The organism is Paraplanobispora siamensis, assembly GCF_016863175.1.
Taxonomy (GTDB): domain Bacteria; phylum Actinomycetota; class Actinomycetes; order Streptosporangiales; family Streptosporangiaceae; genus Planobispora; species Planobispora siamensis.
In genome coordinates, this window is the sequence record NZ_BOOJ01000079.1 from 1 (window position 1) to 12,100 (window position 12,100).

Consider the following 12,100-nt stretch of genomic DNA (forward strand, 5'->3'; position numbering starts at 1 on the left):
CCGAGCATGGTGGTCGGGGACGACGGCACGAAGGGCGGGTTGTGGTGCTCACCGGTCGCGAAGACGTCGAGCCCGACCTCCTCGGCCTTGAGCGCGATGGCGACCATCGCCTTGATCCGCTCGTGCTCGGTCGGCGTCCTCCCCGTGGTGGGGTCCATGGTGACGTCGCCCACGGAGAAGATCCCGAACTGCATCGTGCTCACCGTCCCACTGCCGTTTAAAATTCAACTATCTAAGCAATCGCGGCAGCCGATCCTATTCCCGGCCGGACCCCGGTGGCCGGGTGGCGCCGGGCCTCAGGCCGGGGGCCGCTCCCGGGCGGTGCGGCCGATCTGCAGCTCGTCGAGGAGGTCCTGGGTCGCGGCGGCCACGGCCTCCACGGCCCGCTCGAAGGCCGCGGCGTTGCGCGCCGACGGGGCGCGGAAGCCGGAGATCTTGCGGACGTACTGCAGCGCGGCGGCCCGCACGTCCTGCTCGGTCACGTCACTGGAGTAGGGCTCGCGAAGGGTCTTGATGCTTCGGCACATGCCAGGACCGTACGACATCCGTTCTCTGGCCGGGGGCCGTCCATGCCGTCATAATTCTGGGAGCAGTTCTCTGCCCATGGCGGGAGGTGTTGATGGACTCCTCGGACGGCCGGGTTCTGATTCTCATCGTGGTCGCGACGGTGGTGTTCTTCATCGGACGGCGCTATCAGCGGACGGTGGACGCCTGGGGAGGGCGGGGCAAAGCGATCAAGGCCGCCGCGGACGCGAAGGACAAGATCCCCGCGGCCAAGGCCGCGGCGTGGGCGGCGATCCGCGGCATGGTCGGGGCCGGGCTGGTGGCGCTGATCCTGTTCGCCATCGTCGCCAACGCCATCCGGTACGGCTGAGCCCCTCGCCGCACCGGGGCGTGGGCGCCGGGTCATGAGGGCCCGGCGGCGGAACGGCTCAGCCGGCCGGGGCCCAGCCGACGGGCTCGACGATCTCCACGACCACGCAGGACAGGGCGACGCCCACCCCGTTGCCGAGCAGCAGCACGTGGTCCCCCGGCCCGACGGCTCCTGTCTCGAGGAGGTGGGCGAGTCCCGCGATCTGGTCGTTGACCCCGAGGTGACCGACGCCGCGCCCGAACTCCAGCACCCCCCGCGCGGGGTCGATGCCCAGCGGCTCCAGAACGCTCCTGACATAGGCCTCTCCGCCGGAGAAGACGTGCGTGGCACGAGCCACATCCTGCGGGCCGATCCCGGCTTCGGCCAGAGCGCGCCGCGCCACCTCGGCGCGCGCCAGCGTCAGCCGCTCCTTGGCCCGGTCGAACTCCGCGGGGCGGCGGGCGGCGAACTCGGCGATCCGCGCCCCGATCGCCATGGGGCGGCCCACCGTGCATCCGGGCGGGAACAGCGGCATGTCCCCCCGGTACATCTCCTCCATGTCCGGGAGTGAGGCGGAGACGACCGCCCGCAGCCGGGCGAACCCGCCGCGTCGCGACAGCACGACGGCCGTGCCGGCGTCGCCGAAGATCGTGCCGCGGTTGGTGACCGCCCCCTCGGCGTAGCGCCAGCGATCGACGAGCGGCGCGCCGAAGTTGTCCGCCCCGGTGATGAGGGCGGCGGTATGGTCCCCGCCGCCCGCGGTGAGGTAGCACGCGGCCAGCTCCATCGCGCCGAGCATCCCGTTGCAGGTCTGACGGATCTCGAAGGCGGGGACATGGCCGCCGATGGTGTGACGCTGCACGTAGTGGTGCGGCGACCAGCCGTCGGGGCCCTGGTGGTAGAAGGTCGCGTGCAGGAGCAGGCCGACCTCGGACGCGTCGTGGCCCGAGCGGGCCAGCGCCTGCCTGCCGGCGCGCACGGCCATGTCCGGTGCCGGCGTCCGGCCGGCCACCGCGGCGCCGGACCATCCGGCGCGCATGTGCTCCTCACGGTCGTACATGCCGAGTTCCACGGCCCTCGCCGCGCTGAACGACTCGGGGATGTAGGTGCCGATTCCGGCGATGTGGACGCCGTCCACCTTCATCTTCGACCTCGCTTAACGAGCGGTGTCCGGTGGTCGGCTGTCGGAACCGGACGTCCCCGCGGTGGGATCCCCCGCGACGGCGGCCCGCCGCGGCCCGAATCCTGGCCCCTCGGACGCCGGTCGCACATCTTCTGGAATGCGGCGCCGGCGTCCCCGGTGAACGCCGGGCCCGTGACCGCCTTCGGGTCCGTTGATGCACGGCCGTATCCGTGGTTGACAGAGGACTGAAAATGCCGGCTTTTTTCCGCCCGCATTGCCTTCCGCATAGAGCCTGATCAGAGGGGACGTCGTCCACGGGCGGATGTTCCGACAGCCGTTTCGGGATCGATCCATAGCACCGAAATATGGGCGGAGAGCAATGCAGAAGATGTCTGGAGATCACGTCGGTAACAGGATTCATGAACCTTTCCGAAATGGGGGTTGGAACCTGTGACACTTCTGACCGCATCCGAGGCTCACTACGGAGTCCTGCCGCAGGCGCGACCGGCCGACGGTCTGCTCCGGGACGTCGATCTGCTGACCGGGACCTGGTCCGCCACGCTCGCCGTGGACTCCGACGATCCCTACTTCTTCGACCATCCCCTTGATCACCTGCCCGGTATGGCCCTCGTCTGCGGCCTGCTGGACCTGCTGCGCGCCACCGGCACCGGGCACCCCGAGCGGCCGGGACACCGGATGCGCATGTCGCTGGACCTTCCGGCGTTCTGCGAGCTGGAGACGCCGGTCCACCTCGAAGCGAGCCGGCTCCCTTCCGACGACACCACCGGGCTTTCCGGCACGACGCGGGTGGTCATGCGTGCCCGCCAGGGCGGCCAGATCGTCTGCGGGGCGGAGGCCGCCTTCCGCCCGGCGACGCTCCTCGACACGCCCGGCGCCCCTGTCTGGGCCCGCCACTCCGCATCGGCCCGCCGCTCCGAACCGGCCCGCCCGGAACTGGTCCACCGGCACCGCCCGGAGAACGTCCTGATCGGCGGCATGGCGCCGCACGGTGCGACGCGGATCGCAGAGGTACGCCGCCCGCCGGAGGGCCATCCGCTCGCCCCGGCACCGGGCGCGCCGCCCCGCGCGGAATTGATCATCGACGCGGCCCGGCAGTTCGGCACCATGATCTGCCACGTCGAGCATGCCGTACCGGAGGACGCCCGGCTGATCCTGCTGGCCGTCGAGGCCGACCTGCCGTGCGAGCTCCCCTGGGACTTGCGGCTCGGGTGGACGCGGACCGCCCCGCGACGCGGACGTTCCCGCATGCGAATCGAGGTCCTCGCCGGTGACGCGGACGCCGAGCCGTGCGGCGCCGTCACGCTCGACTACTACGCCGCCTCGCCGGCGATCTACCGCAGGCTGCGCCACGCGGGAAGGACGGCATGAGCACCGGGGGATCCGGGAGCCTGGTGACCCTGCTGACCCGGGTGCTGTTCGTCGCCGCCGTCACCGCGATGGCGGTGCGCGCCGCCGGGTACCTGACCCACGCCGCCGAGGGCGCGAACCTCGTCTCCGGACTCCTCGTCGCCGGCTACCTGGCCTGGGTGAGCATCGAGATCCCGGTCACCTTCCGTAAACCGTCGCAGCCCGTCGCCGAGAGCCGCACCCTGGCCGCGTACGCCTCCTCGCGCATGCTGCTGGTGCTCGCCGCCGTGGTGCCGCCGGCTCCCTGGGACGACGTCTCCTATCTGATGGCGCCGCCGATCGCCCTGTTCCTGGCCGGCATCGTGCTGCGCACGGTAGCGATCCGGGCGCTGGGCGCGCTCTACACCCATCACGTCCTGCGCCGCGACGAGCACCCGCTGGTCACCACCGGCCCGTACCGGTTCCTGAGGCACCCGGCCTACGCCGGCATGCTCCTGGCCAACATCGGCTTCGTCCTCTACTTCCACCAGGCGTTCGGCGTCGCGGCGCTGCTGCTGCTGGCCGGAGTCCTGGTCTGGCGGATCCGCACCGAGGAGCGGGTGCTGTGGTCGGTTCCCGGATACCCGAAGTTCGCCGCCGGGCGCGCGCGCCTGCTGATGGGGGTGTGGTGATGACCGCGCTCGTCCGATCCGGTGACGCCCGGCTCACCGACGCGACCGTGACCGGGCACAAGTTCGCCCGCCAGGAGCTGCTGCGCCGGGCCGGTTTCCGGGTGCCCGAGTTCTTCTGCGTGCCGGTTGCCGCGTTCGACGCCGTGGCCCGCGACCTGCTGCCCCCAGCCCCGGACCCCGGACGCGAGGCCGAGCTGGCGGCCTGGGCGGCGGACGCGGCGGCCCGGCTGTCGTCCGCCGTGCCGCCGGGCCCGCTCGCGGCCGAACTGCGCGAGGCGGCCACCGCCCTCGCCGGTGACCACGGCCTGCTCGCGGTACGGGCCTGCGTGGTGGCCGACGCGGACGGAGTCGGCGAGGACGGCGTCTCCGACGCGTTCGCCGGGATGACCGAGTCCTACCTGTACGTGCGTCCCGAGGACGTGCCCGGGCGGGTCGTCCAGTGCTGGGCCTCGGGATTCACCCCGCAGTCGATCCTGTACCGGGTACGCAGAGGACTGCCGGTCGACTCGGTCCGGGTGGCGGTCGGAGTCCAGGCGATGGTCCCCGGGGTGCGGTCATTCGTGGCGTTCAGCCGCGATCCCCGCACCGGCGAGGCCGCCTGTGTGATCGCCGCGGCACACGGCATCGGTGAGGGCGTCGTCCAGGAACGTGCCGACGTCGACCACTTCTTCGTGGACACGGCCTCCGGCCGGATCAGGTCCGAGGTGGTCGTCAAACGGGTGATGATGACCGGGGGCGACGGGGACGAGGGGCCGGTGCCGCGTCCGGTGCCCGCCGGGCAGGCCGAGCAGCCCGTGCTCACCGACGGCGAGGTGCGCCGGGTGAGCGATCTCGCCGCGAAGGTCGAGGCCTTCTTCGGGCTGCCGCAGGACATCGAGGGCACGATCACGCCCGACGGCGCCGTCCACTTGGTGCAGGCCCGCCCCGTGGTGTTCGCCGGCCGCCCGGAGGAACCGGCGGTGCGCTGGAGCAACCACAACATCACCGAGAGCTTCCCGGGTCTTTCGGGCGCGCTGACGTACTCGCAGGCGCGCGTCTTCTATCGGCTGATCTTCCGCGACCTCTACCGGCGGATGGGAGTGCCCGACCGCCGGCTCCGGGCGCTGGAGCACCACCTCAACCGCATGGTGGGGCTGGTCGACGGCCGCGTCTACTACCGGCTGGACGCCTGGCTCGCCCTGCACGGGCAGATCCCCGGCTTCCCGCTGGTACGCCGGTGGTGGGAGCGCTCGATGGGAATCGGCGGCGACCATCGTCCCTCCGCACCGGACAAGATCCGCGCGCTCTTCTCCGTGCCGGGTCTGGTGGCGCGCGCGCTCCGGCAGCCCGGGGAGGCCCGGGACTTCCTGCGCTGGTGGGACCGGCTGGTCGATCAGAGCGCGGGGATGGACGAGTGGACACCCGAGCGCCTCATCGCCTTCTACCGGCGGCTGTGGGCCGAGGTGGGCCGGCGATGGGGCGTCACCCTCGTCAACAGCTTCTTCCTGCTGGTGTGGACCACGCTGACCTCGGCGGCGCTGCGCCGCTGGGTCACCGACGACGAGCAGCGGCTGCTCGGCGGCCTGCTGACGGGCGGGCGGGAGAACCGCTCGCTGCTCGGGGTGCGGTCCGCCATCGCGTTCGCCGAGCTGGTCTGCGGGCGCCCTGAGCTGGCCGGACGGATCCGGAGCTGTGACGGGGAGGGCGACTCCGCCGAGAGGATCTGGGCCGACGTCGTCTCCGGCCGCTACGGAGCGGAGATCGCCCGGGCTGCCGCCACCCACCTGCACCGGTACGGCGACCGGGCCCTGCACGACCTGAAGCTGGAGGAACCCTCACCCCGCCAGCGGCCAAGCATGATCATCGAAATGATCAAACCCATGGTCCACGGCGGCCTGACCGTGGCCGGCAGCCGCGCCAAGGAGCTCGCCGCCCGTGCCGAGGCGGAGCGGGAACTGCGCGAGCGCTGCCCGGGCACCGTTCGCCTCCTGGTGGTCCGTGCCCTCGTCGCCGGGCTGCGCCGGGCGGTCAAGACCCGCGAGGACACCCGGTACTGCCGCAGCCAGCTGTTCGGGCTGACCCGCCAGGTGATGTGGCGGCTCGGCGACCTGCTCGCCGAGGCGGGCAGGCTCGACCGCGGCCGGGATGTCGTGGACCTCACCGTCGAGGAGGTGCTCGGCGCCTACGACGGCACGCTGGTCGACGCCGACCTTCGGTTCCTCGTCCGCGCTCGCCGGGAGGAGCGGAGCGCGGCGGCGGAGCGTCCGGATCCCGGCGTCGAGCTGACCACGCCGCTCAACCGGCCCATGCCGGGCGGCCCGCCGTACGCCGACGGCCCGGCCGGTGCGCGTCCCGGCCCGCCCGCGCCGGAGCCGGCCACGATGGCCGGCGACCTTCAGGGGCTGCCGTCCAGCAACGGCGTGGTGCGCGGTGAGGCCCGCGTCGTCCTCGACCCCTCCATATCACCCGAATCATGCCGTGACCGGATTATCGTGGCGAAGGAGACCGACCCCGGATGGCTGTTCCTCATGATGGCGGCGCGTGGAATGGTGGTGGAGCGGGGCACGTTGCTGTCCCACACCGCGATCACCGGACGGCTGCTCGGCATCCCGACCGTCGTCTCCGTCCCCGGGGCGACCACGCTGATCAAGGACGGGGCCCTCGTCGAGGTCGACGGGGCCGAGGGGAGGGTGCGCGTCCTGACGACCGCCGCGGAGCCCTCCTGACGACCCGCCTGCTCCGCTACGTCGCCGGCAGTTACCCGCCCAAAGCGTATGTTCCGTACGCGCTGGCGTGGGCGGTCGGTGCGCCGGCGGCCTGCGCGCTGACCGACCCCCGGATCTCCGGATGGCTGCCGGACGCGGGGACCGCGGTGAGCGCCGTGACCCTTGTCGTCGTCCTGCTGATGATGCGTGCCCTGGACGACATCCGCGACCTGGACTACGACCGGGAGCACAACCCCGACCGGCCGCTGGCCAGAGGCGTCGTCAGCGTCCGCGACCTGACCGTCATGGTCGCCGCCGGGACCGTGTTCGTGCTCGCGATCAACGCGTGGCGCTGGCCGGTCATGTGCGTGCTGGCAGGTCAGCTTGCGTATGCGTACTTGGTGCTGTGGGCCGACCGCCGGCTCGGATGGCCGCGCGGCGACGCGCTCGTGGCGGGCTTCCTGGTGAACCTCCCCGTCCAGCTCATGATCAACGCTTTCCTGTACGCCGGGCTGCTGTACTCGGCCGGGCTCGCCCCGGTCTGGCCGGGCGCGATCGGGATCGCCGTGGCCGCACTGGCGTTCCTGCACGTGGAGTTCGCCCGCAAGACGACCCGGCGGCCCCGTCCGGGCGAGCGCACCTACGTCACCCTGTTCGGCCCGACGGGAACCGCCGCACTGGCCGTGGCCTGCGCGCTGGCCTCGGTCGCGGTCCTGGTCGCCTCGGTCACCGCCGGAGGCGGTGAGCGCACGGGCGCATGGGCGGTGTGGTCGGCGGCGGCACCGCTGACCTTCGCGGCGCTCGGCGCGCTGCGGTTCTGGCGTGAGGGCCTCGCCCGCTGGCCGTACGGGCAGGCGGCGCTGTTCATGCTCGTCAGCTTCGTCGGCTATCAGATCATCAACCTCGTGGAGAGGGCGACGGCACCATGACCGACCTCCAGGCCTTCCCCTTCCCCGCCGGGATCAGGGGCGAGCCGCCGGCCGAGTACGCCCGGATCCGGCAGGAACCCGGTCTGCCCCGGGTACGGCTCAGCAACGGTCGCGAGGCGCTGGTCGTCACGCGATACCACGACGTCAGGCTCGTGCTGTCGGACAGCAGGTTCAGCCGTTCGGCGTTCACCAGCACCCCGCTGTTCGCGCGCACGACCGAGTCGCTCGCGTTGAACACGGCCGACGCGCCCGAGCACGGCCGCCGGCGGGGAGCCGTCGCGCACGCCTTCACCACACGGCAGGTACGGCGGATGCGGCCGATGGTCGAACGGGTGGTCGAGGAGCAGATCGCCGAGGTCGCGGCCGGTCCCCGCCCGGTCGATCTGGTCGACCGGTTCACCGTGCCGTTCGCGCTGCGGGTCATGTGCCGGATCCTCGGCGTGCCGGAGGAGGACATCGGGCGGTTCAAGCCGTGGGTGGATCCCATGATGTCGGTGGGCCGTTTCCCCGCCGACACCGTGGCCCGGTGCCATCAGGAGATGAACGGCTATTTCACCGCGCTCGTGGAGGACGTGCGGGCGGCGCTCGACGCGGGCCGTACGGTGCCCGGCCTCATCGCCGAGATGCTCACCCCTCGCAAGGAGGAGCGCCGGCTCAGCCTGGCCGAAGTGATCACGATGTCCGCCGGGATCCTCATCGCCGGATACGAGACCACCAGCAACGAACTGGCGGCGGCGGTGTACGAGATGCTGCGCCATCCCGAACTGGTGCGGCGCGTGCGCGACCGTCCGGACGAGAGCGGGCCGGTGGTCGAGGAGATACTGCGGTACCTGTGCGCGAACGGCAGCGGTGGCGTGCCGCACGTGGCGACCGCCGACGTCACTCTCGCCGGCGGGGTCGTGGTACCGGCCGGCGAGGTCGTGGTCCCGATCCCGGACGCCGCCAACCACGACCCCGGCGTCTTCGAGGAGCCCGGGTGCCTGCGGGGCGACCGGGCGGAGAGCTCGCACCTGACCTTCGGATTCGGGGCGCACTACTGCCTCGGGGCGGAGCTGGCCCGGCTGGAGATGCGCCTCGGCCTGACGGCCGTGTTCGGCGCCTTCCCGACGCTGCGCCTGGCCGTCCCCGAGCAGGAGCTTCGCTGGCGGACGGACATGTTCGTCCGCGGACTGTGGGAACTCCCGGTCACCTGGTGACCGGGGGAGGACGGAGGTTACGCATGACCGGCGTGAACGCCCCGCACGGCCCGGCGGAGGACGGGCTGACGCCCGACCGGCTGCTGACGACCACCCGCTCGGTGCGCAGACGGCTCGACCTGGGCCGGCCCGTACCCGTGGCGCTGGTCGAGGAATGCCTGCGGATCGCCCGCCAGGCGCCCTGCGGCTCGGGCCGCAACGCCGGGCACTGGATCGTCGTCACCGATCCCGCGATCAGGGCGGCGATCGGCGAGCTGTACCGGAAGGCGTTCGACCGCTACGTGTCCTCCCCGGCCTCCCCGGGGCCGGCCGGGGAGGCGGCCGGCCCCGGACCGGGGCGGGCCGGTGGAGAGAACCCCTGGGCGGCGAGCCGGCGGCGCTCGCTCGACAGTGCCGGTCATCTCGCCCGGCACCTCGGCGAGGTCCCCGTCCTGGTCATGGCCTGCCTGGATTCCGGCGGCCCGTTGCCCGGCGGCAGCCAGGCCGGGCTGTGGGGGACCCTGATGCCGTCGGTGTGGAGCTACATGCTCGCCGCCCGGGCGCGCGGCCTCGGCACCGCGTGGACCACCGCCCACCTGGCGTACGAACGGGAGATCGCCGGGCTGCTGGGGATCCCGCCCGGGGTCCACCAGGGGGCGCTCATACCGACGGCCTACTACCTCGGCGACACCTTCCGCCCGGCGGCCCGGCCCCCGTTGCAGGGGGTGCTGCACCACGACCGCTGGTGACAGCCGCGGCACGCCGGACAGCAGTTCCAGAGATGCCTCGCACCGCCCGAGGCGTGAAGAATTTTGGCCGTAACTCTTCATCGGCGCCCGGAATCGTGCGCCCGGAAGGAGTCGAAGTGCCCGTCACCGATGTCCTCCCTGATCTCATATGTAGTTTCCAGGATGAACCACCTTCCATTTCGAACGGTGTGCTCGGCGTCGTCACGCATGCGTACAGAAGCGGACCGCCGTCCTCGCGCAACGGATTTCCCGAGCTTTCCATCGCGGTTCCCAGCACGACGGCGACGAGACCGGTGGAGGTATGGCGTACCAGCCGGAGGGTCGAATCCGGTTTCCACGACGGGCTGGCCTACGCATATGACGGGCGCTATTTGTTCTGCAGCGGCCGGATCCGCCACACCGCCGACTACGCCGCCGCCACACGGAACGCATATGTGCGCGCTTTCAAGCTCCTCGATCGCCTGGGCTACCCGGAGGTCGCACGAGTGTGGAACATCGTCGGCGGGATCACCGGACAGGTCGCGACGGAGAGCCCGGCCGACAGGTACGGCGAGTTCTGCCAGGCGCGGGCGCAGGTCTTCAGGCAGCGCGGCCTGACTGTCAAGGACATCCCCGCGGCGACCGGCATCGGAGGGCACGACGACCACACCACCATCTATTTCCTGGCCACGCGCTCCCGCGACATCATCAGAATCGAAAACCCCCTGCAGGTCCCGGCGTATGAGTATCCCGAGCGTTACGGCCCCGAAGCGCCGTGTTTCGCGCGGGCGACCTATGTCGCAGCCGAGACCGGCAGCCGCTCCGGCGATCTGTTCATTTCCGGAACGGCGAGCATTCTGGGTCATTTGACGGTGCACGAGGGAGACGTCGAACGGCAGACCCGCACCACCCTCGAGAACATCGCGGCACTGGTGTCCGGAAAGAATCTGCGCAGTCACGGCATCGACGCGGAACTCACTCTGCGCGATCTCGACTGCGTGAAGGTGTACGTGAAACGCCCGCAGGACGCCGAAATCGTGCGTCAGATCTGTACGGCGTCTCTGGGCTCGAAGAGCGAGGTCGGATACGTCATCGCCGATATCTGCAGAGACGACCTCCTCGTGGAGATCGAGGGCTTCGCCTCGATCTCCCGGCCGGATGTCGAGACGGTCAACTAGAGCAGGACGGGAAGCCATGAAAGAGGCACTACATCCAGTCACTCACTGGCGCAGCTTCGAACAACTCCGTGAGGCTCAGGAGAAGCTGCTGAGCGCGGCACTGCAGCGGGCGGCCAGATCGCCGTTCTACCGGCAGCGGGCAGGCGCCGACGGCATCTGGAAGCTGGACGACGTTCCGATCACCAGCAAGCCCGATCTGCGCTCGACCTATCCGTTCGGCATGCTCGCCGTACCCAAGTCGGAGCTGGTCACCTATCACGAGACCAGCGGCACCGGCGGGGCGCCGGTGCCCACGCCCACGTTCTACACCGCGGCGGACTGGGCCGAGATGGTCGACCGCTTCCTGCGCAATCCGATCCCGATGACCAGCGACGACACCCTGCTGGTGCGCATCTCCTACGCGCTGGTCATGGCCGCGCACCTGGCCCACCAGGCGGGCCTCACCGCCGGCGCGACGGTGATCGCCGCCGACGCGCGCACCCTGGCCTCCCCGTACCCGGCGCTGGTCCGTATCCTGCGCGACGTCGGGGTGAGCCTCACCTGGTCCACGCCCTTCGAATGCCTGGTCTGGTCCGCGGCGGCGCGAGTCGCCGGTCACCGGCCGGACAGGGACTTCCCGGCGCTGCGCGCGTTCTACACCGCCGGTGAGCCGCTCGGCCCGGCCCGTCGCGCCAGGATCTCCGAGATCTGGGGCGGTGTCCCCGTCCTCGACGTCTACGGCTCGACCGAGATCGGCTCGGTCTCCGGCACCTGCCCGGCGGGGGTCATGCACTTCTGGGCCGACAGGCTGCTGCCCGAGATCTACGACCCGGCGTCGGGCACCTTCGCGCGGGAGGGCACCGGGCAACTGGTCGTGACCACCCTCTACCAGGAGGCCATGCCGCTGATCAGATATGACCTCGAAGACCACGTCGAGTTGCGCTACGAGCCCTGCGAGTGCGGCTGGAAGCTTCCCACGATCAAGGTGTTCGGCCGCATCTCCCACGACTACGACGTCGCCGGCAGGCAGCTCTCCGCGGCGCAGGTCGAGGAGGCGGTCTTCCGGCTGCCCGCGGAGTACGGAGTGATCTTCTGGCGTGGCCAGGCGCACCCCGACCGCCTGGTCGTGCAGATCGAGGTCGAGCCCGAGCACGCCGCGGCCGCCCGCGAGGGACTGCGCGACCTGCTGGCGCGGGAGTTCGACGTCCCGTGCGAGGTCGAGCCCGTCGAGACCGGCACCTTCGTGCCGAGCGATGTCCTGACGGGTCAGCGCAGCGTGCTGAAGCCCCGCCGGTTCTTCGGGCCGGACGAGGACTGGAACGGCGCGATCATCCACTGCTAGACGGCTTAATCCGATCGGCCGCCGGGCGTTGCCTCGCCCGGCGGCCGATCGGATGTTCGCGTCTGGGATG

General features: G+C 71.3%; 12 protein-coding genes. 9 read left to right on the plus strand and 3 right to left on the minus strand.

Annotated elements, in window-relative coordinates:
* The coding region (locus Psi01_RS38985) for an LLM class flavin-dependent oxidoreductase (protein ID WP_204069216.1) at nucleotides 1-194 on the minus strand (194 nt) is incomplete at its 3' end.
* A gap of 102 nt (nucleotides 195-296) precedes the next feature.
* On the minus strand, nucleotides 297-527 hold the full coding sequence (locus tag Psi01_RS38990) for a DUF2277 domain-containing protein (RefSeq protein WP_204069217.1): 231 nt from the start codon (nucleotides 525-527) through the stop codon (nucleotides 297-299).
* Between the two features lie 92 nt (nucleotides 528-619).
* Here Psi01_RS38990 and Psi01_RS38995 point away from each other — a divergent pair, with 92 nt between their 5' ends.
* On the plus strand, nucleotides 620-874 hold the full coding sequence (locus tag Psi01_RS38995) for a hypothetical protein (protein ID WP_204069218.1): 255 nt from the start codon (nucleotides 620-622) through the stop codon (nucleotides 872-874).
* Nucleotides 875-932: 58 nt separating this feature from the next.
* Here the strand turns inward: Psi01_RS38995 and Psi01_RS39000 are convergent, their stop codons facing one another.
* A complete protein-coding gene (locus Psi01_RS39000; RefSeq protein WP_204069219.1) occupies nucleotides 933-1,997 on the minus strand; it encodes a ketoacyl-ACP synthase III family protein in 1,065 nt (354 codons plus the stop codon).
* A gap of 429 nt (nucleotides 1,998-2,426) precedes the next feature.
* Here Psi01_RS39000 and Psi01_RS39005 point away from each other — a divergent pair, with 429 nt between their 5' ends.
* The 8 genes from Psi01_RS39005 (at nucleotide 2,427) to Psi01_RS39040 (ending at nucleotide 12,030) form a co-directional block, all read left to right on the plus strand.
* Nucleotides 2,427-3,365 (plus strand): AfsA-related hotdog domain-containing protein, encoded by a 939-nt coding sequence (locus tag Psi01_RS39005; RefSeq protein ID WP_204069220.1) that lies wholly within the window; start codon nucleotides 2,427-2,429, stop codon nucleotides 3,363-3,365.
* Nucleotides 3,362-4,015 carry a methyltransferase family protein gene (locus Psi01_RS39010; protein ID WP_204069221.1) on the plus strand — a complete coding sequence of 218 codons (654 nt, stop codon included), beginning with the start codon at nucleotides 3,362-3,364 and terminating at the stop codon, nucleotides 4,013-4,015. Before Psi01_RS39005 ends, Psi01_RS39010 begins: the two co-directional genes overlap by 4 nt.
* Entirely contained in the window at nucleotides 4,015-6,720 is a 2,706-nt protein-coding gene (locus Psi01_RS39015) for a PEP/pyruvate-binding domain-containing protein (protein ID WP_204069222.1), read from the plus strand. The genes Psi01_RS39010 and Psi01_RS39015 overlap by 1 nt, the downstream gene beginning before the upstream one ends.
* Before the next feature lie 155 nt (nucleotides 6,721-6,875).
* A complete protein-coding gene (locus Psi01_RS39020; protein ID WP_204069223.1) occupies nucleotides 6,876-7,628 on the plus strand; it encodes a UbiA prenyltransferase family protein in 753 nt (250 codons plus the stop codon).
* Nucleotides 7,625-8,824 carry a cytochrome P450 gene (locus Psi01_RS39025; protein WP_204069224.1) on the plus strand — a complete coding sequence of 400 codons (1,200 nt, stop codon included), beginning with the start codon at nucleotides 7,625-7,627 and terminating at the stop codon, nucleotides 8,822-8,824. Before Psi01_RS39020 ends, Psi01_RS39025 begins: the two co-directional genes overlap by 4 nt.
* Nucleotides 8,825-8,847: 23 nt before the next feature.
* Nucleotides 8,848-9,552 (plus strand): nitroreductase family protein, encoded by a 705-nt coding sequence (locus Psi01_RS39030; RefSeq protein ID WP_239128371.1) that lies wholly within the window; start codon nucleotides 8,848-8,850, stop codon nucleotides 9,550-9,552.
* Nucleotides 9,553-9,668: 116 nt separating this feature from the next.
* Nucleotides 9,669-10,709, plus strand: a complete 1,041-nt coding sequence (locus Psi01_RS39035; RefSeq protein ID WP_204069225.1) for an FkbO/Hyg5 family chorismatase — start codon at nucleotides 9,669-9,671, stop codon at nucleotides 10,707-10,709.
* Nucleotides 10,710-10,725: 16 nt separating this feature from the next.
* On the plus strand, nucleotides 10,726-12,030 hold the full coding sequence (locus Psi01_RS39040) for a phenylacetate--CoA ligase family protein (RefSeq protein WP_204069226.1): 1,305 nt from the start codon (nucleotides 10,726-10,728) through the stop codon (nucleotides 12,028-12,030).
* Nucleotides 12,031-12,100: the final 70 nt, after the last annotated feature.

Bases quoted from the DNA above. Each gene is read 5' to 3' on its own strand.
- Psi01_RS39030 (WP_239128371.1), top strand. From the start codon at position 8,848: ATGACCGGCGTGAACGCCCCGCACGGCCCGGCGGAGGACGGGCTGACG.
- Psi01_RS39000 (WP_204069219.1), bottom strand. From the start codon at position 1,997: ATGAAGGTGGACGGCGTCCACATCGCCGGAATCGGCACCTACATCCCC.
- Psi01_RS38990 (WP_204069217.1), bottom strand. From the start codon at position 527: ATGTGCCGAAGCATCAAGACCCTTCGCGAGCCCTACTCCAGTGACGTG.
- Psi01_RS39015 (WP_204069222.1), top strand. From the start codon at position 4,015: ATGACCGCGCTCGTCCGATCCGGTGACGCCCGGCTCACCGACGCGACC.
- Psi01_RS38995 (WP_204069218.1), top strand. From the start codon at position 620: ATGGACTCCTCGGACGGCCGGGTTCTGATTCTCATCGTGGTCGCGACG.
- Psi01_RS39010 (WP_204069221.1), top strand. From the start codon at position 3,362: ATGAGCACCGGGGGATCCGGGAGCCTGGTGACCCTGCTGACCCGGGTG.
- Psi01_RS39040 (WP_204069226.1), top strand. From the start codon at position 10,726: ATGAAAGAGGCACTACATCCAGTCACTCACTGGCGCAGCTTCGAACAA.
- Psi01_RS39025 (WP_204069224.1), top strand. From the start codon at position 7,625: ATGACCGACCTCCAGGCCTTCCCCTTCCCCGCCGGGATCAGGGGCGAG.